The organism is Microcoleus sp. PH2017_05_CCC_O_A, from assembly GCF_020738785.1.
In the GTDB taxonomy this organism is placed as follows: Bacteria; Cyanobacteriota; Cyanobacteriia; order Cyanobacteriales; family Microcoleaceae; genus Microcoleus.
Genome location: NZ_JAEQCB010000153.1, coordinates 1 through 23,325, shown reverse-complemented (window position 1 = coordinate 23,325; position 23,325 = coordinate 1). Strand labels below are relative to the sequence as shown.

At 44.5% G+C, this 23,325-nt stretch carries 24 protein-coding genes; 6 read left to right on the top strand and 18 right to left on the bottom strand.

Going from position 1 to position 23,325, the window contains the following annotated elements:
• The first annotated feature begins 351 nt into the window (after positions 1-351).
• Both JGK20_RS27435 and ftsZ read left to right on the top strand, forming a co-directional pair.
• Entirely contained in the window at positions 352-1,251 is a 900-nt protein-coding gene (locus JGK20_RS27435) for an FtsQ-type POTRA domain-containing protein (protein ID WP_293179315.1), read from the top strand.
• Between the two features lie 377 nt (positions 1,252-1,628).
• Positions 1,629-2,900 (top strand): cell division protein FtsZ, encoded by a 1,272-nt coding sequence (ftsZ, locus tag JGK20_RS27430; protein WP_293190662.1) that lies wholly within the window; start codon positions 1,629-1,631, stop codon positions 2,898-2,900.
• 135 nt (positions 2,901-3,035) lie between these two features.
• On the opposite strand, the gene JGK20_RS27425 is transcribed toward ftsZ, so the two are convergent.
• Positions 3,036-3,815, bottom strand: coding sequence for an MBL fold metallo-hydrolase (locus JGK20_RS27425; protein WP_293190660.1), 780 nt, complete (start codon positions 3,813-3,815; stop codon positions 3,036-3,038).
• A 151-nt stretch (positions 3,816-3,966) separates the two neighbouring features.
• On the opposite strand from JGK20_RS27425, the gene thiD reads away from it, so the two are divergent.
• Positions 3,967-4,791, top strand: a complete 825-nt coding sequence (gene thiD / locus JGK20_RS27420) for a bifunctional hydroxymethylpyrimidine kinase/phosphomethylpyrimidine kinase (RefSeq protein ID WP_293179326.1) — start codon at positions 3,967-3,969, stop codon at positions 4,789-4,791.
• On the opposite strand, the gene JGK20_RS27415 is transcribed toward thiD, so the two are convergent.
• From JGK20_RS27415 to dndB, 7 genes are all read right to left on the bottom strand, one after another.
• Entirely contained in the window at positions 4,781-5,251 is a 471-nt protein-coding gene (locus tag JGK20_RS27415) for a hypothetical protein (protein WP_293232822.1), read from the bottom strand. The two genes, thiD and JGK20_RS27415, sit on opposite strands and share 11 nt — an antisense overlap.
• A 165-nt stretch (positions 5,252-5,416) precedes the next feature.
• Positions 5,417-5,818 (bottom strand): DNA sulfur modification protein DndE, encoded by a 402-nt coding sequence (dndE, locus tag JGK20_RS27410; protein WP_293232820.1) that lies wholly within the window; start codon positions 5,816-5,818, stop codon positions 5,417-5,419.
• A gap of 287 nt (positions 5,819-6,105) precedes the next feature.
• A complete protein-coding gene (dndD, locus tag JGK20_RS27405) occupies positions 6,106-8,103 on the bottom strand; it encodes a DNA sulfur modification protein DndD (protein WP_293179303.1) in 1,998 nt (665 codons plus the stop codon).
• Positions 8,104-8,225: 122 nt separating this feature from the next.
• A complete protein-coding gene (dndC, locus tag JGK20_RS27400; protein ID WP_293232818.1) occupies positions 8,226-9,911 on the bottom strand; it encodes a DNA phosphorothioation system sulfurtransferase DndC in 1,686 nt (561 codons plus the stop codon).
• Positions 9,908-10,906: an HNH endonuclease gene (locus JGK20_RS27395; protein WP_293232816.1), complete on the bottom strand. Its 999-nt coding sequence runs from the start codon at positions 10,904-10,906 to the stop codon at positions 9,908-9,910. The genes dndC and JGK20_RS27395 overlap by 4 nt, the downstream gene beginning before the upstream one ends.
• A gap of 220 nt (positions 10,907-11,126) precedes the next feature.
• The gene (locus JGK20_RS27390) at positions 11,127-11,354 is read right to left on the bottom strand and encodes a hypothetical protein (protein ID WP_293232814.1); all 228 of its coding nucleotides are present in this window, start codon (positions 11,352-11,354) and stop codon (positions 11,127-11,129) included.
• 49 nt (positions 11,355-11,403) lie between these two features.
• Positions 11,404-12,504, bottom strand: a complete 1,101-nt coding sequence (dndB, locus tag JGK20_RS27385) for a DNA sulfur modification protein DndB (RefSeq protein WP_293232812.1) — start codon at positions 12,502-12,504, stop codon at positions 11,404-11,406.
• Between the two features lie 225 nt (positions 12,505-12,729).
• Between dndB and JGK20_RS27380 the strand changes: the two genes are divergently transcribed.
• From JGK20_RS27380 to JGK20_RS27370, 3 genes are all read left to right on the top strand, one after another.
• Positions 12,730-14,322, top strand: coding sequence for a DGQHR domain-containing protein (locus JGK20_RS27380; protein ID WP_293190651.1), 1,593 nt, complete (start codon positions 12,730-12,732; stop codon positions 14,320-14,322).
• 98 nt (positions 14,323-14,420) lie between these two features.
• Entirely contained in the window at positions 14,421-14,672 is a 252-nt protein-coding gene (locus JGK20_RS27375; RefSeq protein ID WP_293190650.1) for a DUF2281 domain-containing protein, read from the top strand.
• On the top strand, positions 14,673-15,059 hold the full coding sequence (locus JGK20_RS27370) for a type II toxin-antitoxin system VapC family toxin (RefSeq protein ID WP_293210152.1): 387 nt from the start codon (positions 14,673-14,675) through the stop codon (positions 15,057-15,059). It abuts the gene before it with no gap.
• 108 nt (positions 15,060-15,167) lie between these two features.
• On the opposite strand, the gene JGK20_RS27365 is transcribed toward JGK20_RS27370, so the two are convergent.
• The 10 genes from JGK20_RS27365 to JGK20_RS27320 form a co-directional block, all read right to left on the bottom strand.
• Positions 15,168-15,308, bottom strand: a complete 141-nt coding sequence (locus JGK20_RS27365; RefSeq protein ID WP_293179285.1) for a hypothetical protein — start codon at positions 15,306-15,308, stop codon at positions 15,168-15,170.
• A 139-nt stretch (positions 15,309-15,447) separates the two neighbouring features.
• Positions 15,448-16,461 (bottom strand): endonuclease/exonuclease/phosphatase family protein, encoded by a 1,014-nt coding sequence (locus JGK20_RS27360; protein ID WP_293179282.1) that lies wholly within the window; start codon positions 16,459-16,461, stop codon positions 15,448-15,450.
• 14 nt (positions 16,462-16,475) lie between these two features.
• Positions 16,476-16,946 (bottom strand): DNA phosphorothioation-associated protein 4, encoded by a 471-nt coding sequence (locus JGK20_RS27355; protein WP_293179324.1) that lies wholly within the window; start codon positions 16,944-16,946, stop codon positions 16,476-16,478.
• An 80-nt stretch (positions 16,947-17,026) separates the two neighbouring features.
• Entirely contained in the window at positions 17,027-17,347 is a 321-nt protein-coding gene (locus JGK20_RS27350) for a nucleoside triphosphate pyrophosphohydrolase (RefSeq protein ID WP_293232810.1), read from the bottom strand.
• A gap of 12 nt (positions 17,348-17,359) precedes the next feature.
• Positions 17,360-18,016, bottom strand: coding sequence for a Uma2 family endonuclease (locus JGK20_RS27345; RefSeq protein WP_293210154.1), 657 nt, complete (start codon positions 18,014-18,016; stop codon positions 17,360-17,362).
• A complete protein-coding gene (locus JGK20_RS27340; protein ID WP_293179273.1) occupies positions 18,006-20,072 on the bottom strand; it encodes an AAA family ATPase in 2,067 nt (688 codons plus the stop codon). Before JGK20_RS27340 ends, JGK20_RS27345 begins: the two co-directional genes overlap by 11 nt.
• On the bottom strand, positions 20,069-20,314 hold the full coding sequence (locus JGK20_RS27335) for a hypothetical protein (RefSeq protein ID WP_293179270.1): 246 nt from the start codon (positions 20,312-20,314) through the stop codon (positions 20,069-20,071). The genes JGK20_RS27340 and JGK20_RS27335 overlap by 4 nt, the downstream gene beginning before the upstream one ends.
• A gap of 374 nt (positions 20,315-20,688) precedes the next feature.
• Positions 20,689-22,056: a DNA phosphorothioation system restriction enzyme gene (locus tag JGK20_RS27330; protein ID WP_293190666.1), complete on the bottom strand. Its 1,368-nt coding sequence runs from the start codon at positions 22,054-22,056 to the stop codon at positions 20,689-20,691.
• Positions 22,057-22,152: 96 nt separating this feature from the next.
• Positions 22,153-22,722, bottom strand: coding sequence for a Uma2 family endonuclease (locus tag JGK20_RS27325; RefSeq protein ID WP_293179267.1), 570 nt, complete (start codon positions 22,720-22,722; stop codon positions 22,153-22,155).
• A 24-nt stretch (positions 22,723-22,746) separates the two neighbouring features.
• The gene (locus JGK20_RS27320) at positions 22,747-23,190 is read right to left on the bottom strand and encodes a hypothetical protein (protein WP_293179265.1); all 444 of its coding nucleotides are present in this window, start codon (positions 23,188-23,190) and stop codon (positions 22,747-22,749) included.
• Between the last annotated feature and the right edge of the window lie 135 nt (positions 23,191-23,325).

Here is a 23,325-nt window from a genome sequence, read left to right as displayed (position 1 = left end):
CTTATTAGGTGTCAGACTAGGAGCCGGATGCAGTGAAAGCTGCACGTCCGCGTTCTGAAGGAGAGGTGTCCTGTGGTAACACAGGCATCGACTCTAATTGAAGGAGAGGGGGAATGAGTAATTATTCCCTCGACTCTATCAAAGTAGTCAGTAAGTTAGGTGTAAACCTTGACCGACTGAATAGACGGTGCTTGACGACTCCCAGCGAGAGTTAGAGTTTGGGCATTGCCCAAGCCTGCTTTGTCCGCAGAATCGAGCGTGGCTTTAGCCCGCTCGAGTGTCAACCCCTATTAACCGACTACGGTATAGTGGGGGAATTCCCGTCTGTCTAGTTAAATTGTCAAGAGGTAGATGGCTAGTTTTGGAGTGGTTTCTCAAAAAGAGTTAGGGCGCAGGCGCGAAGAGTTGCGGCGGCAGCGTCGCGCTCGATCGGCAGCCCTGATGTGGCAAATGTTGGCAGCGAGCGCGATCGCCGGGGGTTTGCTGTGGTGGATTGCACAGCCGGCTTGGTTGATTGCTCGATCGGAACAAGTGAAGGTGGAGGGCAATCAGTGGCTGTCGGACAAGGCGGTGCGCTCTTTGGTGCCGCTGTCTTACCCGCAGTCGCTGTGGGGAATTCAACCGCAGGCCCTGGCCCAAAAGCTGGAGTCAACGGGGCCGATCGCCAAAGCGAAGGTGACTCGCAACTTGTTTCCGCCTTCTTTGACGATAGAAGTGTCAGAAAGGCTGCCGGTGGCGGTGGCACAGCCGACTGCGGTGTTGAAATCTAGCGACAAGGACAAGGTGGGGTGGCTGGATGCTCGCGGAGGCTGGATGCCGTCAGAGAGCTATACTGCTGTGCGATCGGACAATAGTTCGATCGCACCGGTCAGCCCTCAGGGAACCGGGCCCCAGCATTCTTTGCCAACTTTAAAAGTCATCGGGCCTTTGGAACAGTATCGAGCCTCGTGGCCGAAGTTTTACCAAGGACTCAGCGGCTTGACTGTGAAAGTGTTTGAGATAGATTGGCAAAACCCAAATAACTTGATCTTGAAAACAGAGATCGGTACGGTACACTTAGGGCCGTACAGTTCCAAGACTATCGAGCAGCTTAAAGTTTTAGACCGAATGCGACAATTGCCAAAACAGCTAGATTCAAGCAAAATAGCCTACATTGACTTGAAAAATCCTGCTGCCCCGATCGTCCACTTGCCAGAACCCCCTCCTAGTTTGGAGAGTTCAACTCCCGCACCAACTCCGGCTCAGAATTGAGCCTGTGTCTTGGAAAGGCGGGAGAAGGTATAGTCGATCGACAATCAGAATTTTTACATCTGGGCATCAATACGCAAGACTGGAAATAAGGACACTTTTTTGATACCGATCCGCATCAGAAAAAAAATTCATAACTTTGGGTTCGATCCGATGCGTTAAGGGCTGGTATCCATTTTTTTCATTTTGCCTTGCCCAGAAGTGCCTTGTGCACAAGCACCTAGATGGGGTATGCAAGCTATGGGCGAGCAACAGCGGCCAAATCCGAGATTGCTAACATTGAGCCTCGACCAGTGTTAGTTTTTCGCGCAACATTAGCATATAGTTGATGGTGAATTGGCGTTTAGTTAAAAAGCTGTAATCTACTATCCCAGACTCTCATGAACCTTAATAATAGTCAGGGGTCTGACCAAGACAGTCCCCCTTCGGAAGAAGTAAAAAATTTTCCGGTGGCCTTAGATTCCGCCAATCCGTTTAGACGCAAGTCTGGTTATGTAAATGTAGATAGTATTGATATCGATCCTATGGTCAATCCCAAAGACATAATGCCCAGCAGTGCCGCCAAAATCAAAGTAATTGGCGTTGGCGGTGGTGGCGGCAATGCCGTTAACCGGATGATTGCTAGCGAGGTTTCTGGTGTCGAGTTTTGGTGCGTGAATACGGATTCCCAAGCTCTGGTGCTCTCTAATGCTCCGAAACGCTTGCAAGTCGGACAAAAGTTGACGCGCGGTTTGGGCGCGGGCGGCAATCCGGCGATCGGACAAAAGGCTGCTGAAGAGTCTCGCGACGAAGTTGCTAATGCTTTGAATCACGCCGATTTGGTGTTTATCACGGCCGGCATGGGTGGCGGTACGGGCACGGGCGCGGCTCCGATTGTCGCGGAAGTGGCTAAAGAAATGGGCGCTTTGACTGTGGGCATCGTAACCCGGCCTTTCACGTTTGAGGGACGGCGGCGCACCAGCCAAGCTGAGGAAGGAATTGCGGCTTTGCAAAGCCGGGTGGATACGCTGATCGTGATTCCTAACGACAAGCTGCTGTCTGTGATTTCGGAACAAATGCCCGTACAAGAGGCTTTCCGAGTTGCTGACGATATCCTGCGCCAAGGGGTTCAGGGTATTTCTGACATCATTACAATTCCCGGTTTGGTGAATGTTGACTTTGCTGACGTGCGCGCTGTAATGGCGGATGCGGGTTCGGCTTTGATGGGTATCGGCGTGGGATCTGGCAAGTCGCGGGCTAGGGAAGCTGCAATGCAGGCGATTTCTTCGCCTTTGCTGGAAGCTTCCTCGATCGAGGGCGCTAGAGGTGTAGTGTTTAACATCACTGGCGGTACAGATATGACGCTGCATGAAGTTAATGCGGCGGCTGAGACGATTTATGAAGTTGTCGATCCGAATGCCAATATTATTTTTGGAGCGGTGATTGATGAGCGGCTTCAGGGCGAAATTAAGATTACTGTGATCGCTACTGGTTTTTCGGGGGAAATGATCTCATCGTCTCAGGCTTCGCGCGCGCAAAATGTTAATGCTCCTTGGCGGGCTGCGACTGTGCCGGTGACTCCTGCTCAACAGCCGCAGGATGCGAAAACGAAACCGCAGGATTTCGGATTGGATATTCCTGAGTTTTTGCGAAACCGTCGCCCAACCAAATGATTTTAGATTTTGGATTTTAGATTTTAGATTGTGGATTGTGGATTGTCGATAAATCTCCAATCTGAAAAATCTAAAATCTATTGAGATCTGGGATTTGGTATTTTGGATTTATCTAAAATATAAAAAATCTAAAATCTAAAATCTAAAATCTAAAATCTCTAGGGTTTGTCCGGGTTCGGGTTCGAGTAGCTGGGTGGAGAGTCCTGAATTGGCAAGTAAATCGCGAAATTCGGGGATGCTGCCGATCGACTTCACTAACATTGGTAAAATACCCGTGGCTCGGATATCTCCTGTGGTTGTAGGTACAAAAAACCGAGGTTTTAGGGTTTGGGCAAGTTTCAGGGCCTCAGCAGGGCCGATGATGATTTGTCCGAGGAAGGGGAAGATTTGACCGATGACGGGGGCGATTGCTACGTCTACGGTGTCTATTTTCTGTTTGACTTTTTCTAAGGGCGGCAGGTGTGGTTCGTAATAAAGAGTTTCGCCGCTGTTTAAATCTTTGAGTAAATAGCCGTTTTCTTCTTGTCCGGGCTGGATTTCGGCTCCGGGTACGGCGGTTATTTGTAATATTTCTTTAAATGTAGACTCTTGCCAATTTGTTAAAGATGTGATATTGGTGTAGCCTAAACTGCTGAGGACTTTGGCGGCGGTGGGTGAGGCGATCGCGGGAATTGTGCGATCGAGCTTTTCGAGTGTTGGTCTGTGACAGTGGTCGTCTAAGCCTTGGGAAATTAGGATAAGATCGATCGGCGGTAAGGTACTGGGAGTAAAGGCGACGGGCGTGTTGTGGTAGGCGGTGAACAGCCAAGGTTGACCGTAAAATACGAGGGGATCGACCAGCCAGGGATCGACTAAGATGGTTTGGCCTGCGATGTGGAAGATCCAGGAGTTGAGGTCGATGCGGGTGAGTTTCATATTTATTTGCAATAATTCTTTACTTGATTTTAATCATAGCTAATTTGGTTGGGGATTTTGAACCGCAGATGATGGCAGATGAACACGGATGAACGCGGATAATATGGAATTTATCTGCGTTTGTTTGCGTTTATCTGCGGTTGCACAAAAGATGATTAAATCTAAGATTCCTGTGGCTTTGACTGTGGCTGGATCTGATAGCGGTGGCGGGGCCGGGATTCAGGCGGATTTGCGGACTTTTGCTTTTCACTGCGTGCATGGTACGAGTGCTCTGACTTGCGTGACAGCTCAAAATACTTTGGGTGTGACGCGGGTGGATGCTTTGTCTGCGGAGGCTGTGGCCGCTCAAATCCAGGCGGTGGTTGGGGATATTGGGGTGCAGGCTGCGAAGACTGGGATGCTGCTAAACCGGGAAATTATGGCGGTAGTTGCTTCCCAGGTTGAAGCTTGGAATATAGGAAATTTGGTTGTCGATCCGGTGATGGTATCCCGATCGGGCGATCGACTGATTGACGACGGGGCGATCGCATTTTTGCGCGATAATTTGATTCCTTTGGCGGTTGTTGTAACTCCTAATCGCTTTGAGGCTGAGATTTTGAGCGGAAGAGAGATTGTTTCTTTAGATGATATGCGATCGGCAGCGCAGGAGATTTATCGATCGGGCGCGAAAGCTGTTTTAGTCAAAGGTGGCGGGATGGCGGGAGATTTGCGGGGAATTGATGTTTGGTTTGACGGTACGCGGCTGGATGTGTTGAAAACTGAGACGGTTGATACTGGGAATACTCACGGGACTGGTTGCACGTTGAGTGCTGCGATCGCTGCTAATCTAGCATTAGGTAAAGATTTGTTTACAGCGGTGACATTAGCTAAGAATTATGTTACTACTGCTCTGAAATATGCTTTAGATATTGGGGAAGGTCAAGGCCCAGTAGGGCATTTTTTCCCGCTTTTGGTCTCAAAAGTCCTTAGTCATTAGTCATCTCATCGCCCAAAAGAAAGATCGGGAGCATCTCAATTTTGCAAAAAGCATTTTTTTTATTATAGTGCGAGCGTCCCCGCTCGCGATTTGTAGCATACGCGAGCTCTTGCGTGCTCGCACTATAAATGCAAAACTGAGATGCTCCCGAAAGATCGCAATCAAATAGGTTCGATCGTTCGGACTTTAGTCCTTCTTTATGCGGACTAAAGTCCTCACTACGAACCGTTTTTATTAGTGGTACAGTTGTTAAATTGTCTACTTTTAGGCTTGGGAATACAGGGAGGGCGATCGCAAGAATGTTTGATTTGGTGAGGGTTTGGGGGTTTTGGGCGTTGAGGGCAAGCGAGTCAGCGCAGGAAGTGACAGTTTGCTGTAACTGCGATCGCCCGGAATTCCCTATTGTGAAATCATCGAATTTAACAATAGCCCCATGGAACTCCTCAACTACTACTTTCAAACATCTACTTCCTTCCAACCCTTATTCTATCAGGTCAAATTTGTAATTTGCCATAAAATCCTCCGCCGCGACAGCCAAACATTGGCACTGATAGCACTCCCAAATAAATTGTAAACTCTTCCCTTCTCTTTCTTCCTTCGCGTTCTTTGCGCCTTCGCGGTTCGTTTAATTTCTCAATTTCTCAGGAGAAAGCGCGATCGCCACCAAATCTTCAATCTTCTTAATATTCGGATCGCCAGCTAAATAGCCAATACCTCGATGCAAGTGCAGGCGAAACTGTTTCGCGAGAGTTTCCTTTTCCGTGCCCAAATTGTCTTGATGACACCGCTGCTTGAGAGCAATTATCAGGATGTCCGCCATGTCGCCGCCAAAGACATCCCAGCTTAGTTCGACATTGCTGTCGCTGGGAATCGGTATCGGCGATGGGATGCTGGGTTCGGCGAGCGATCGGCAAAATCCCCACCGGCACAGGACGTTCCACCGATCGATTTTAGTCGATCGTTTGAGTTTAGATAGTTGGTCTTTGGCTGTTTGAGAGAGGCAGATGCGATCGACTGGTGGTTCCATGAGTTGAGAATTGTTTGATATCTGGTAAAGAGTGTTAATATTTGGGAAGCTCAGCCTCTAAATTTACGTTTTTTGACCGAGTTAAAAAACTAAAATTAACAAATTTTTACAGGGCGCGGGCTTGATAAATACAGCGGTTTTTGGTATTATATTTTTAGTAGGATGAATTCTAACATAATGGGATGGTTGCAAAAATAAAATTTTCGCAACCATCCCATTATCCTATATATACTACCGCAACTCCCCGGAAAAGTCAAGGGGGTTGCTAAAAATTTTGGCGCGGTTTTTTATGCCCAGAAATAACCAGTTTCGACGGTAGTTTGCCGTTTGGTCGAATCATAGTTGAGGAGGTAGCTGTGGGCGATCGCCTCTAATTCTTGCAGCTTATCATATTCTGCTTGCCGAATCTCCGTGTCGGTAGAAAGCAGGATGACTTGGTGGCTGGCTGAGGGAAAATAGCGTTCGACTAGGTTGTTTCTGTGGGATGAGTCGAGGCGGCCGAGGGGAGTGTCGATCGCAACTGGTAACTGTCTCCCGGATACTCTGGCCAATCCCCACAAAAAGGCGATCGCCAGCAGTTGTTTTTCACCAGCCGAAAGTCGGTGTTTGGGTACCGGTTTGCCTTCTGGATCGTAAATTGACAGGCTAAATGTGTCAGTGTCGATCGCAACTCTGTGCACCAGGTCGCTTTTGTGCAACAGGTAGCGAAAACAGTCGGTAATCTCTATTTCGAGTTTGTTGAGTTTTTTGAGGGTGAGTTTTTCTTTAAAGAGTTTAAGGGTATTTTGCGCTTTCGCGATCGAAGCGATGACGTGTTGGCTGTTTCTGATGGTAATGTATTCACTACTGTAGCTTTCTAGTTGTTTCTGGGTTTTGGCTAATTCTTTATCTAATTCTGCGATGCGACTGTTTGCGGATTCCAAGGCTGCGGCTGCGATTGCAACTGCTTTTTGAGCATTCCTGACTTCTTCTTCTAATTTCTCGTAGGCTTCGGGGGAAGCTGCGGCGGCGAGTTGTCTGTCGGTGAAGTCAATTTCTGTTTCGATGTGGGTGATTTCTGCTATTTGTTGGGCCACGAGAGTTTCTTCGGCTTTGATTTGGTAGCCGAGGAGGTTTTCTAATTGCTGGATATTGCTGTTGTCGGCGTTCATCCAGGGCGGGGCGTCGGTTGCCGCTTGCTGTTCGAGTTCTCGATCTTCTTCGCGGATGAAGTCTTGAATTTTATCTAGCTGTTGGGGATTTAAGGAGATTTCGGCGATATAGTTGAGGAGGCGATCGCTTCTTTGTTTGATAACATTTTGGGCAATCTTTGCTTGCTGCTGGCTGGCTTCGGTTTCTGCTTGGGTTTTTGCAGCGGTTAGCAAGGGTGAAATAAGCGCTAGCGGTAGCATATTTGATGCCAATTCCATCATGGCTAGACGGGTTTTGTCTGCTTGATTTCTGTAGTCGTTTAGCTGTCTGTCTAGTTGACTGCGATCGCCCGCAATTTTTCCGCCTTGATAAATAAATTTGTCTGATGCTTTTTGCTGATTTGTTTGAGCTTTTTCTAATTTATTTTTCAGGCTGGCTTGTTCTTCAGTTGCAAATTGTTTTTTGTTACTAATTTCCTGAAAAGTTGCTTCAATTTTTTCTAAAGCTGCCAAGTCTTTTTTGCCAGCAATTTCTTTGCGCTTGCGGCCTGCTAATATTTCTAAATCGACAGCGAGGCGTTCTGCTAATTCTAAACCCAACAAAGATTTAATCGCCCCGACGACAAACTCGGGCGGAGTTTCGAGTTCGGCGAGTTCTTTGACTTGTTCGCCGTCAAACAGAAACAGGTTGGATATGCCGACTGGTAAAAGGGTTTCGATATATTCGTCCCAAGTGTTGGTAATGGCTTTGTCCGACCACCAATCCTTGACTATTTCGCTGTATATGAGAATGCTTAAGGTGTCTTTGATATCTGGTTTTTTCCAGTATCTAACAATTTTAAATTGAGTTAATTGGTCATCTTGGACTTGTTCAAATGTTAGTTCTACGCGGGTTTCTTCTAGTGGGGGAGTGTGGCGGTTGACGCATTGATTAATAAAGTCGCTGTAGCTTAAATTGCCTCGGGTGGAACATTGGGCGCGACCGCCGTAGAGGGCGAGGCGAATGGCGTCCATGAGGGTGGTTTTTCCGCCGCCGTTCATGCCGCCAAATAGGATAACCGGGCAGGGATTTCCGTCTTTTTCGGGGCGGAGATTGATGGTTTGGGTGCCTGCATAGGGCCCGAAGTTTTTGAGGACGAGTTCGAGGAATTGCATTGTAGATGTTGTCGGTGGTTGCTGATTTGTTTAGAAGGTGCGTCAGCCATTGGGCTATCAATTAGATACAGAATAATGCTAGCTGACGCATCCTACGCAGAGGAAGTTTTGATTAGACAGATTTAATCTTTGCTATTTTTATCTCCTACATCGGGAGTTGAAAATTTGATATCTGCCCAAGATAGCTGCTTCGCTTGATTGCTGCTGCTTTCAAGTTCTTGTTTGAGTTTGGCAATATCGACGGTATCGGATTGTGCAGAAATGTTGGTTTGGGCGATCGCACTTTTGACCTGCTGAATGTTTTCAGTCGGATTTGCTATAACAGCTTCCACCGCAGTTTTTAAGTTGCGTTGATAGTGGGCGTTACCAATAGCTTCCTCCTTCGATCGCGAACTGGTTTCAAAACACTTGTCCAAATCCGCGTAAATGCCTGTACGGCGGGGTTTTGTGTAGTATTGGCGTTCTGTGTCGAGGAGTTTTGCCATCAATTCGAGGTGCATTTCGTCCTCGCTGCAAATTTCTGCGATCGCAGTCCATTCGTCGCTACCTAGGAGTTTCCTTTCGGCGGCTGGGCGGGAATCTGCAAACGCTTCCCCGGTGACTTCTTGATAAATGCGGGGTAAACTGTCGTCAAATTCGTGCTTTTGTTCCAGCCAAATGCGGCGGATTTCGCTAAGTTCTTCCGGGGTAATTAAGGTGATGTCGCGCATTTCTAGGGGTGCGGTTTTGCGGATGTGGGTTTGTGCTTCCAGGACTCGTCTCAGCCAGTGTTCTCGCCAGAATTTGGTGTATGGGCCTGGGATGGGTTCGACGGAGGTTGTGTCGTCGCCCATGTTGCGTTCAAACAATTCTACTCTACCGTAGATGCGGCGAAAGTCTCTTTTTGGGCGATCGTCTTTTATATCTAATTCATTACGAATATCAAGGAGAGGCTGCATCCATTCTTTTTCCTCATCGTTTTGAATCATTGCCTCCATTGATTTATCTTGGCTTACCATTGTGCAAACCCAGCAGCCAAAGCGAGAATTTCCACAACTAGGAGTAGAAGTATCAACAACTAAAGGACATTCATTGTCGGCTGTTGCACCTCGATACATACTTAGTAAATCTTTATTGTTATTTCCCCAAGGATTATCCCACTGCATCAAGTAAAGCCATACTTCATCTGTTCGCCAGTCTTCAATGGGAAGGTAAATATAAGAGTTAGGGCGAGTGGGATTAGCATTGAGGCGTTCGCTTACCCGCCACTCCCTATGTTTTGCCATGTTTGCAGCGCGTTTAGCACTTTCAGCCTTGCGAGTCCCTAGAACAAGAATCACTTCACCGCTAGTTCTAATTATTTCACGAACAAAAGAACCTGTTGGTTGTATTTTCAATCGTTCCGTACACCATCTAAATCGGTTCCTAGGTGCTGGGTATCCCTTGCCTATTAAGCACACCCAAAAGGTATCTTGAACGGCTGGATAAGTTAAGTGAGTTTCTATTGGCATTCCCTGTTCTTGGGCCGCCACTTTCATCCGTTTTAGAGAATTATGTACTCCAGCAGATACTATAGGGTTTTCTACCAGTGTATCATTTGTAAGAACATGAATTTTTTTGTGACGTTTCTCAATTGGAAGTTCTGCTATTGCATACCATACAAGCTGCAAGACTGCGGAACTATCTTTGCCACCACTCCAGCCGATTACAAGTGGGAGTTCATCTTGACAATAAAGTTCTTGAATTTCTTTTTTTAAGATTTCTATGTCTGCAATTAAATCGCCAATATTGCGTTGCGGAAATAGCGATTTCTGTTGTAATTCATTCATTTTCTAGAACTCCTTTTTGATTTTACAGTAAACACATTTTTACGATGCCACTGAATCGCATCTATTCTCGGATAATATTGCTCAGAACTTGGCAAAAGAATCTGTTCTCCGTGGAACTCTATCATTAATCTAGGGTGTGGTGAATCCTCTTCTAAATCAATAGCAACTATAATTTGATAACGATCGTCTATAGCAAACCATCCTCGGTCGAATGCCCAATGATGATTTTTGCAGAGTGAGAGCCCATTATCTGGTCTATTATCATAAAACTCAGAGAATGGCTTGATATGTGCGCCATCTACAATACTTTGACTAAGCGAACGTGTAACTTTCAATCGACAAAAAGCACATCGGTAATCATACAAATGCACGACGGATTTACGGAAAATAGCCTCTCTAAACAAAGATTTTCGTAAATACACCTTTGGTTGTGCATCTGTATCACTAGATTCAATACTCTCTAATTCATTCCAGGTAGAATCTTGGAGAGACTGATTTATTATTAAAACATCTTCTATCTGTTTTTGGGTTGAGGAAAACCAGGCAGATATCAGTATATCTATTAATTCTTTTTTTGCATTATAGTCTCGCAATAAATCAAATAATTCATCATCTATTTTTGCTGCTTCAACATCTCTTCTTAAAGAGTTGATGGTTTGAGGGCGTCCTCCCGTGTATTCTTCGCTAAATTTAACGTGCCAAAATTTAGGTTTCTTGTTTTTTAAATGAAAAAACGGAATAGCAAAATCAATCTCCTCAAAACGGTCAGAACTCAATACAGACCAGTATCTTTTGAAGGTGTTAATTAATTGATCCGAAACAGTAATATTGTTCTCGTTAAGTAAGCCTTGTGTAATTAAATCAATTACAGACAGTAGCAGTATTGGCTGATTTAGAGCGTTACCTCCTTGTTTATTCTTGCCTACCTTAATCTGAGAAAAACAATTGCGATAGTATGCTAAATTCTTATTTTCGGACTCTTCTCCTGTAGTCATTTTCTCCTCCTGTTAGGATTAAATAAAATCCGAACTTGAATTTTACACTATTGTCAACAAAAAGTTAAGCGTAGGCAAAACCATAACGCAGAAACTAGACAACTTAAGCAGTGTCAGCAGACTAAAAAATAATTTTATAGCCTAGACAGGAGATAATTATATCACTGTCCGCGTGCATCTCCGGTTCTCAAATCCATCCCACCCGCAAACTAAATATGTCCTACAGTGACTTCAAAACGATCGACCAAGCTGTCTCAACCCTGGATCTAACCGTTGAAGACATTCCCCACTTATTCAGCCAAATTACCCCGATCGCACCTTCAGAACGCCTCAAGCAAACCCTGGACGAAACCTTAGACTTAGCCTCAAGTATCAGCAGCGAAAAAGCTCGATCGGAATTAATCATCACCCCCATTTTACTCGAAATCCGGCGCACCTTTAACAACAAAATTGGTTATTTTTCCGGCAATACGTTCAACGTAGAAGAAAGTAAAGGATTAACAGGGGCTTGTGACTTTCTCCTCAGTGCGTCCAGCAATCAATCCTCGCCTAACACTCGCCCTCGACTTAGAAATCCCCCCTTTTACCAAAATTCCTCCCTCCCAATCAGGATTAGAAATCGACCAATCAACCTGCTGCAAAAGGCTCAAATGTTCCTCCCAATTATTGGGAAAAACCGCCAGCAAAACAGCCCCAACTTCCCCTAAACTCTCTAGCACAACACTGTGACAGTGCACGCAATTCCGCCGTACTTCCCCCGCCGCAACCTGCTTGTGCAGAACTAATTGCCAATCTGGAATAAAACTGCTGACGACATTCCAATAACTAACCGCCTGTTGTATTTGCTGAGTAAGTTCTTCCTGTTTTTCCTGTTTTGTGGCGCGGTAACGAGGGGGTTTCGCCTGCTTGCTGCGATGGATGTTGGACAGCAAAGCTATCGTAGCACGATCGATCGCACTTAGCGCAAACAATTTGGGCGATCGCCCATTCAAACTCCCCCTCTCCATCTCCGTCAAACAGCGGAACACCTCAACCTGCTTAACAACCGCCTTCAGCACCACAGCCGAATCGCCCCGGTGGTTGTAAAGTAGACTTAGCGACGACTCCAAAGGAACTTGAAAATTGTTCAAATCGGCAAACTTTTGCTGCGAATTTTCCAACCCAATATCAAGATACAAAATCAGCGCCACAGTCTCATATCCCAACTGCGGATTTTCCCTCAAAGCCATCTCAAAAGCGGCGCGCCGATGCTGTCCGTCATTAATAGTAAACTTAGCATCCATCGGCACTCGCAAGCGACCGATTTTGCGTTCTTCCGCTTCATTTCCGACAGCTTCAAAAGTAATATCCGCATCAATAGAAGCGGCAATTGCCCCACAAGTATAACTTGTATAATTCTTGACCAAATAGTCAGCAATTTCAGGAATCCGAGTTTTATTCAGAGTGCGAATAGCCCGCAATTCCGGTGGCAAATCTTCTGATTCAAAGGGGAACAATTTCGGCAAAAAACGCACCGGACACATCGATACGTAATATTCGCGGCCCGCTTGAATTCCCCGGATCGCCGGCAAAATGTATTCAAAGGAAGGAGTAGACATATTTTTTTGTGAAGCCGGAGATAAATCTCAACCCTGGGCGATCGCAATTCTTCATCTGCGACTTAGATAAAGTCTTGACATTTTGCACAAATTATGATATGCGGCTTGAATCTCATAACTTAACAACTCCAGTATTTCACAATGCTTTTTAAAAAACAAGAGTTGACATAAATTTTAACCTATGATATTTTTGGAAACACAGCGTAAATTATATAAAAACTCCCTATGACTACCAATCCAGCGGCTGACCTCGCTAAACAATTTTTGGAAAAAGAAAATCGCGAAAGACAGGAAATCGCACTGTTATTAGACAATTATTTAGGAAAAGACGATCGCATTTTCGTACAAAAAACCCAGATGGGAAGCAGCGAAGCCTACATCGGTTCAGTCACCCTAGAATGGTTAGACTCCCGCGTCCGTTTCGCCTCGCAAATGCCGCTTTTCCGGCAAAAATTCGACCTCCAAACCAACAACATCGTCCGCGACGACGAAACCATTGACGAAATTATTCAGCGCCCCTTAGATTGGTCGCGCCAAGCAGCCCTCACTCAATATTTAGCAGCCCGAAAATCCCACAAATTCCCCGCAGTTTTAGTCGTAGTCTGTCCCCCGTGGGTAGACAATCCTCACGCCCAAGAATGGGATGAAAACGGCGTCGCGACTAAATCCGCCGCTGAATTCATATCCTTTGATAAAAACGGTAATTTAGGGCTGTTGGATGTATCTCCAAAAGTCTCAATTTTTGCCTTAGACGGACAGCATCGGCTGATGGGAGTTCAAGGTTTAATGAGTTTAATTAAAACCGGAATTCTGCAAAGATACAACAAAAATAAAAAACCTGTGGGCGATGCAATTACTCTCGAAGATTTAGCCCAAGAGTATCAAATTGACCCCGAAACAGTGTATAAATTAGCGCACGAAAAAATCGGGATTGAGTTTATCCCGGCGGCTGTGGCGGGGGAAACGCGGCAACAAGCACAACGGCGCGTGCGATCGATCTTTGTGCACGTTAACCTGATGGCGGTAACTCTGAGTCAGGGACAGCTAGCATTATTGAACGAAGATAATGGATTTGCCATCTGCGCCCGCAAAATTGCCGTCACCCATCCCTTATTAAAAGAGCAAGATGATAGAAATCCCCGCGTTAATTGGGACAGCGCCACAGTCGCAGCAAAATCAACAGTGTTAACAACATTGCAAGCGCTGCAAGATATGGCCGGGCGGTATTTAGAACATAAATTCCCCCATTGGAAGCCGGAAAGAAAAGGTTTAATTCCCATGCGTCCGGAAGATGAGGAACTGAAAGAGGGAATAGAAGAGTTTCATAAATTGTTCGATCATTTAGCAACTTTGCCCAGCTATCAAAGAATTGAAAGCAGCGAAGAAACAGCAGAATTGCGCCGATTTAGTTTTGAGAAGCCTGGTGGCGAGGGCAATATTTTGTTTCGTCCAGTCGGTCAAATTGCCTTAGCTAATGCTTTGGGAATTCTAGTATTTAGAAAGAAATTGTCGCTAACATCTGTTTTCGACAAACTCCGCAGGTATGATGTGGATGAAGGATTTAGCTATATGGAGAATCCTGAGTCTGCGTGGTACGGGATTTTGTACGATCCGAATAAAAAGCGAATGCTAGTTTCTGGAAGGGATTTAGCCACGAAGTTAATTGTATATTTGGTTGCGGGAATTGAGGACGATATGGATCGGGCTCATTTGCGGCAAGCGGTGGCCCAAGCGAGGACTTTTGAGGATAAAGCTGTTAGTTTTAATAGCAGGTTTGTGCATCCAAAAGAGGTGGGATTGCCGCAGGTACTTACCTAATTTTTATTGGCCAAAAAGTCCACAGCAGGGAATACTGATAAAGCAGGAAGCAAATAGATTTTGTATAATTGAATCTGCACCTTACCTAGAACCAGATTATGACCATCGCTGAACAGATTTATGCGATCGCCAAAATCCTTCCCAAAGACCAAGCTAGTGAAATCCTCACTTTCGCTGAATTTGTCTGTGCTAAGCATTTGAGCGCGAATCAACAAACAGACACCGTAGACTCTCCGATTCCTTGGGCTGAATTTGTTTTTTCCCTGGCTGGAACTTGGGGAAAAGATTTTCCATCCATCGAGGATATTCGTGCTGAATCTGGACAAGACATTTTGCGGGAGAGTTTGTAAATGTACGTTTTGGATACAAACACCTTGATCTACTATTTCAAAGGTCAGGGACAAGTTGCTCAAAACATTGCTAATGTTTCTCCTCAGGAAATAGTCATTTCTGCGATCGTTATTTTTGAGTTGCAAGTCGGCATTGCTAAATCCAATTCCCCAGCCAAACGCACTCAACAACTTCAGCAACTTTTGAGCCGAGTTAGCGTTATTGCTTTCGATCGCGATGCTGCTCTTGCGGCTGCTATAATTCGCGCCCAGTTGGAGCAACAAGGTACTCCCATCGGCCCCATCGATGTTTTGATTGCAGGGACAGCCGTAGCCCTTCAAGGGACTCTCGTTACCCACAATGTCAAGGAATTTTCTAGAATTTCGGGACTCGCGATTGCAGACTGATATTGACTAGCTTCAAAAGTAAAATCTTGTTAAATTGATACTTTTAAAAGTATGTGCTAGTTGCTCAATTGATCTGACAATAGAACCTGAATAATGATAGTTCAGACATCAATACCATCCTAAAGTTCTGCGATCGGATGAACTTTGCCCTCTTCTACTTCCTGCGATCGCAATCAGGAGGCTGTTGAGGATATCTTCTTTAGATAGATCCTCTTCATCTTCTTCAAACAGTTGACCTAGGGATTGCAAAATCAGGGTTTCGATCGGTAAGTTGAGTTGGCTAGCTTTCTCAAGAAGCTGCTGTTCTAGGCGATCGGGATGGTGAGGGTAATTTGCATTGGGTGTGCCTCTCGATTTTAATAGTATAAAACATTTGTCACAATCTTGCTTACTTTAACAAAATTAATTCTGCTGCTACAGGTAAATGATCGGACTCCGTTGCTGGTAAAACGGAACTCGATTGAGCGCCCCAATGCTTTGAATGCCAAATATAATCAATGCGACAAACCGGATAAGTTAAGTTCAAGTTAATTCTTTTCGCAAAGAAACCGTGAGGCCAGGTAAAACCAAACCCAAACCCTGATTTGAGGAAAGCATCTTGCAAAACTTTCTGCACGCTGTCATAGTCTTGAGATTCGTCTGTCATGTTAAAATCGCCGGCGACAATTACTGGCAAAGTTTCTTGCCCAATTCGCTCTACTAAATCTTGAATTTCGGGAAAACGTTGTTTGTATTTGTAAACTGGGATTTTGATAGATGGCAATATTTGATACATTTTAACCCACGGCCCGGTTGCTTGCATATTGTAAATGACTATCTCTTCCCCTGCAAATTTAATTATTGCCCGCTGCTGCGTTTCTGGATGGTTGGCTAAGTGCAAGATTTCGCTGGATACAATTGGATATTTACTGAGAATTGCTACAGGTGGAGTGTCTATTTGATAGGGATATTCTGTTTTTAACGAAGTGAAAGCTGCGCTATGTTTGCGAACGGTTTCTTGTAAAAATATTAAGTTCGGTTGTTGTTGGTTTATCAGTTTAACTAAAGTTTGTGGCTGAGTTGCGTGCCAACCGACGTTATGCGATAATATTTTCAGGCTGGGCTGGGAATTGGCGATGCTTGTTGTTGATTCGGGGGAAAAGTATTTGAGGTGCAGCCAGCTTAGGAGTAGAATGCAGGCAATTGATGAAATAATAGAGAACCAGCGGTTTTTGATAATTGAAAATGCTAGTACGGGTAAAAATAAAATTGGCAATAAAATTAAGGGAGTGAAAGTGCCAATAAAAGCAACAATCCACAGCCGATCCCAAAAGATTAGTCTGAGAATGAAATAACAGATAATGAAGGCTGAGTAGGTGTAAGCGAAAAAACTTACAGCTTGTTTGAAGTATCTATGAATCATAATTTATAGTTAATTCAGAATAAGAACTTGCTTAAATCAAATTCTTCATTTGACCGATGTTTATTGTCCCTTTCAGAAATTAAGAACAATAAAAGGCGATCGGTATAATCGGCTGCACCCCGAAATTCTTCTCGCAAAATTTCCAGGCCACCATTAGCATATTCTTCAAAAATTTGCAAGCGTTCTGCTTCTGATTTTTCGTCGAGATGGGAGAGAATTTGCGGATTTTTGGTTTCGGCGATCGCAATTAGCTTGATTGCCATATCGTAGCCCCTGGATACAAAAATATCAACATCGATTGAACCGGGTTCGCGTTTGGAAATTTCCCCTAAGGGCGATCGTTTTTTCCGCTTATTTCCCAAGGAGGCGGCGAAGGCGATGACATCGGCGTAAGTCTGGAAAGGCCCGGTTTTGTTGTCGGATAAAGTTAAGGATTTAACTAATTCGGCTTTGTCTTTAGCAATTCTAATTCTGTTAGCAGCCATTTGGTAATTGGAATTGGTAACTGTCAACTATCAATTGTCAACTGTCAACTGTCAACTGTCAACTGTCAACTGTCAACTGTTTAGAATGTTCGTAACAGCATAATTTTTTGTGCAAAACCGCCCCTGTTTTCCCGGCGCTTGGCTTGTGCGTTTAAAATGCGATCGCCCGAAATGCCATAACTTAGCATCAGTGCATCTATCACCTCATACAAATCAGCCAATTCTGCCACCAAATTATCCTTGTCAGCCGCCGCAGCTTCCGCAGCTTCCTCAATCAATTTCTGCCGCAAAGCTTGACGATATTCTTCATCTGACAAAACAGCAGTTTCGCATTCATTCCCGCTTTCGCGAATAATGTCAGGAATGCGATCGCGCACCAACTTATAATACTTTTTTTCCATATCAAACTTCCTTCAACCTTGACTAAAATTTTGAATCAACCAGCGATTAATTTCCCCATCATCTTGAGTTTGACTTTGATTCAAAGCTTCCTCAACTAACGCGATTTCTAGCCCAGGTAAAACCCGCGACTGTTGAATTCTGCCACTACCTCCGCCATTAATTGCAAAGGCAAAAACCTCCCGCGTGTTTGCACGTTCAACCCAATATTCGCTAATTCCTGCGTCTTCATAAAGCAACCGCTTGTTACCCAAATCATCACTAAAAGAAGATGCGCCAATTTCTATTACCAAATTAGGCGGATCGTATTCATTCAAATTAACAGGTGAATTACTGTCATTAGGAGGAACCCTCAAATCCGAACCGATGTAGTAAGCTAGATCGGGTTGAAACTCACGAATACCTGTTTTGCGGAAACTGGCATTAGCAAATTGAACTACTCGGATATTTCTCAATGCAGCAAACAGAATAACTACATACGGGATAATTGAATTATGACGCGCGTGCAATGGCCCTACTGGTGACATTTCTACCCTCATTTGTTCTCGATCGTAATAAAACTTGCCTTTTTCCCAAGCTGAATCCTCAGTGAAGGCTAGAAACTCTTCCCATGTCGCTTTCACCCAAATATCTGTTTCCAAAACCTGCGTAATTGCCGAACTAAAAGCCATAATCCACCTCTACAATTTTTGTATATTCAAATTCATCGGGACTGCGCTTAACTAAAGCATAGCGCATCCCGCCTAGGTAGATTGAATCTTCTTGGCAATCAGCTTTAGGAGAATTGTACTCCAGTACGTATTCCTTACCGATCGCACTTTCCATCTCTTGGGCTACTTCTCCGCGCCACTGAGTTTTCGTTACCAAAACTATGAGTTGATTCGCTAGCTTTGGCAGTTTATTCGCAATTTGTTTGCGATAAATCTCGTCTAAACTGCCAAAGGGAGAATCCATGACAATGGGAAAGGTACTGCTATCCGGGCCCATCAAAGTATTTTTTTGACTCCACTCGCGCACGCCCTCAATAATCCCACCGATAAATGACAAACTGAGGATTTGATTTTCTCCCGTCGAAGCGGCGACTAGAGATTCTTTGCCTGAGGTATTTTCTACTAGGGTTAGTTCGTATTTATCGCTCAATTTGGGGATGTAAGGAGTAAAAGAAATTTGACTAAAAATATCTTGCACTCGCTTTTCTAAATGAGAACAAAACTGTTTTTCTAAACGCGATCGCACTTCTGTCAGGCGATCGATCGCATCCTGAGACGCAGCAATCCGGCGCTGGGCCAACACTTGCTTTTCCTCATTCAGTTGCTGCTTGTCGATTTGCTTGTCCAAAGCGACTATCTGGGCAGTCAAACTCTCAATCTGCTGCTGGTTAGAGCCTGTTTCTCGGTGCAAATCGCCAATTTTTGCCTCAATCTCATCCAAGCGCTTTTGCAAGCGGCTGACATCGCCGTCAGGGAAGTTTTTTAGCTTGGTGTGAATGTCGTCTAACTGGCTTTCCACGCGAGAAAGTTCGGATCTACCGCGACTGATATTGCTTTGTTGGCGATCGATTTCGTCCCAAAAATCAGCTATTTGGCGATCGATCTCATTTATGCGATCGCTAATTCGGATCGTAGTTTCTTCCACATCCCCAGCACCGGCTTTATTCATCCAACCCGTGACATTTTTGCAAGCTTCTGAACCCTCCACCAATTGGGCACCGCAGATACACCGCTGCTGTACTAATAACTGTTCCAAAAATGGCCGTTGAATCCCCGAAAGCAACTCGCCTTTTTCCCGCAAATCAGCGATGAGCGTTTCAAATTCAGCCGCCACATCCGACATAAATATCGTATAACCGCGCACAGAAATTTCTCTTTTTATAGCATCTAAATGGGTAGCATTTTGTTGTTTAAGCAAAGTTTGCTGCATTTCTAATTCATTCCGCAATTTTTGCAACTCAGCAGAACCACTGAGTTCCAGCAAACTAGCATTTACTACTTTTTTTAATTCACCTTGGTTGGTCAATTCTTTCTCAACTTCTACTTGCTTTTGTAAAAGTTTATCTTTTTCTTCTTGAAGCTTTTGCTTTTCTTTTAAAAGTTTCTTGATTTCGGAACCGCCAATCGTTTTTAAATCATTTTCTAGAGACTTTTTGGCTTCTCCCAAATGTCGGATAGATCGACTCAATACCTCTACTCCCAGCAATTCCTTTGTAGCTTCAGCAATTTCTTCTTTCTTGTCGTGACGGACAATTTGCTCGATTCGTTCTCCATCAAAAAAGAAATATTGATGCAGACTTTCCGGCAAAATCCGCCCGATAATATCGTCTGGATGCTGCGCCGACGGCATCCAGCGCCCGTCATCTTTTGATATTTGCAAGAATAATTCGTTCTTGCCATGTTCTACATTATTTTCACCTTTATAAACGCGGCAAGCACGTCTTACTTTATAGCGACTTGTGTCATGTTCAAAAATAATCTCTACCCAACAATCTACTTTTTTGCCAGATTTGGCTTCCGCAAGGGCGCGTTTATTGACTAATTGTTCTCCCACCGCAAAAGCTGCGCTGAATTTTTCATACAGCACCCAAGTAAAGCCGTTCATTAAAGCTGTTTTTCCGGCGCCGTTATTGCCATGAATTACTGTGATGTTTTGTTCGCCCCAAGCTAGCTTAATTTCGGGAGTTTGGCCGTAAAATTGCCGAAAATTGCACAGAACAATTGACATTAATTTCATAGAACCGCTTCCTTAATTATTTTCAAAATGTCATCGCTAATATAGCGGGGAACTCTCATATATAGTTTATCTTTTTCCAGTTCCAATACGCGCTCGATAATTTGTCTGACTTCCGGCGGTGCGCTGGTAATTGGTTGCTGTACGTCGCTCAAGTCTTTGTCAGTATGATAGCTGGAACGCTTTTCTGCTAAAATAGCGATCGGTACGGGTGCGATCGCACTATCTCCATATCTAAAAGCCATAACCAGATTTTCATTCATATTTTCAGTCATAAGAAGAAGGAAGAAGGAAGAAGGAAGAAGGAAGAAGGAAGAAGGAAGAAGGAAGAAGGAAGAAGGAAGAAGAAAGAAGGAAGAATGCTTATAGAGTTTGCTTTTGAGTTATCTGTATTTGACGTTGAATTAGGTGGATTTACTTATTTTATTGCAAATATTAAAAAATATAGGGGTTCTGCATGGCGAGAAACCCGGTTTCTACGAGTTTTGCTCTCCCCTCACGGAAAATCTACGAAGAAACCGGGTCTCTGGAGTCTGGGTGCGTCCGCGAATCAAATTAGCAACTCAAACCGCGATCGAATAATTATATCTTTTTAAGATAAACCGAACCTGAATAAATGTCAAATATCCAACAATCCGTAACGTTTTTGAATTTGCACCAATTTGACCCTAGCTTCCCCAGCATTGTCAGCTAAATCGGCAAATTCCAGGAAGCGCTTTAACTCTTTTCGCAGCAAGTTACGCTCGACTTCTAAACTTTCTCGACCCAAATCTGGAGGCAAAACTATCATATCAAATAAAGTTGCCCTTTCTTTCCCCGGATGCGGCCGCAAGATTCGTCCTCGGCGCTGAACAAACTGGCGCGGATTGCTGCTACTTGCTAAAATTACAGCATGGCGAATTGCTGGAATATCAACGCCTTCATCTAAACAGCGAATCGCGACTAAACCTTGCAATTCTCCACTCTCAAATTGTTGGCGCAATCTTTCTCTTTCTGCTAAGGGAGTCGCCGCGGTATAAGTGTTAACTCGATAGCCTAATTCTGAACCCAATAATTTTGTGGTTTCTGTGAGTTGGCGGTGATTGCTGCGGCGCGCACCTGCTTCGATCGCACCGTCGCCGCAGTAAAATAATGTATGCGATGTGTCGAGACGGTGCATCATTAGTTCTCGCAACGCTGTTAATTTATTAGCCGCCGCCCCAATCAACCTAGCCCGCTGCATTAATAAGGTTGTTAAAGCATCGTTTTCTTCTACTTTTTCCTCCCCCGACAGCGCCCAACCAATTTTTTTAGTTAAGTAGGAATATTTGCGGGTTTCGGATTCGGTCAATTCGACTAAAATCGGATAGTATAAATAATGTACTAATGCTTTTTGGCGGATGGCGTCGGCTAAGGTGAGTTCGGGCTGCAAAACAGGGCCGAAATAATCTAAGATAGCTTCAGTTCCCTGTTCGTCGAAGTGTCTTTCTGGGGTGGCAGAAAGGGCGAGGCGGAGCCCAATGTTGCGCGGTAAACTTTCTCCTAAACGAGGCGCGCCTAGGTTGTGTACTTCGTCTCCAATAATTAGGGCTTTTTCGGGGAAATACTGGATTTGCGATCGCAAACTATCCAACATTAATGTAGCGTTAGTTGTGATAATTGTGAGAAATGCGCGATCGCCCGTTAGCGAAGCCCTCGAAGAGGATCGCACTTCATACAAACCAGCAGCCAGCTTTTTTTGCCAACTGCGGGCGCTATCAAAAGCTAAAATAGGTTTTAAACCAAATTTCTCCGATTCGCGCGCCCACTGATTCACCAGATGGCAGTACGGGCAAATTACGAGCAGGACTTGAAGGTTAATTTTATTGTATAATTCAGTGGCGATCGCCAGTGCAGTAATCGTCTTGCCGCTACCCGTCGCCATCTTCAGCGTACCGCGTCCCTGATTTGCAAACCAATTATCCACCGCCTGTTGCTGATACTGTCGCAATTGCAGCGATGGCGGCATCCTCGGGAACCCAAATTCCGAATTATTGGCTGTTAAGTGATTCACCTTTAAATGCCGTTAGATGCAACTTTATCCTGATTCAACTGTAACTCATTTCTAATTAAAACTTAACAGATCGAACAAATTTGCCGCGGACAGTTGCAAATCCGACAGCACATGGAGTACAGGTAAAACATCTTCATTCTCTTTAATTTCAGGTTCCTGCTGCGGTTGAAAAACAATTACTAATTGTTCTTCCGGGTCAATCAGCCACCCCAGTTTAGTCTGATTTTTGAGACAAAACAAAATTTTGTTAATTACGCGACTGGAACTTTGATCCGGCGATAAAATCTCAATTATCCAATCCGGTGCAATTTGAAAGATATTTTCAATTTTTCCATTAGCATTCAGAGGAATCCGAGACCACTCGAATACTGCTATATCTGGAACAATAGAACGTCCATCAAAAGTGCAGCGCAGTTCAGGAAAAGCAAAAGCTAACTTTTGCGGTTCTCCCACCTGATTAATTCTATTCCCAAAACGGGTTTGCAGTGTGCTGTGTTTTCCTTGTGGCATAGCTTTTTGATAAATTTGACCATCAACATACTCGCTAGCCGGCTTCGTTTCTGGAAGCACCAAAAACTCTTCCAGAGAAATCTTGGACGGAGACTGAATTGACGTTAGCATAAGCGATTAAACCCTCAAAAACTCTTAAAAATTAACATCGCCGTCAGTTTCCCAATCAGGACAACTATCCGATTCCACACCAGTAGGGTGCATCGCACAAACCAACAAATTTCCGCCGTAAACTTGACCGTGATAGTTCATACAACCGCGACAAACCGGATGCTGCGTTGGCGAAGGGTCTACATAAGTCACAAACGACGAATCTATCTCATCAAAATCAGGCTCAAAGTCCCGGCAAATTTCGATTATTGGTTCGAGAAATTCATTTAAATAACCATCAAATTCATTTAAATAACCATCAACTTCAACAATCAGGTTATTTTGTACTTGTTCTGTAAACTCTTCCGAAATTTTTGCCAAAACGTCCAGCATTTCGACAAACTCTTCGCCGATGTCGGTGAAAAAATGCTCTACTTCAGAAACAGCATTTTCCATGACTTCAAAAAAATCTTTAGACCAATCTTCCATAAATTTGACGGCTTACTATGGCAAAATCTTTAACAGTTGACATACTCCCCGGCGTGAACGCGCGGGGATTCTTGACACTTCACGGAGATGTGCCACAAGTGGTCTTACCTTCTCTCTGTGTCCGTTTAGAGTCGT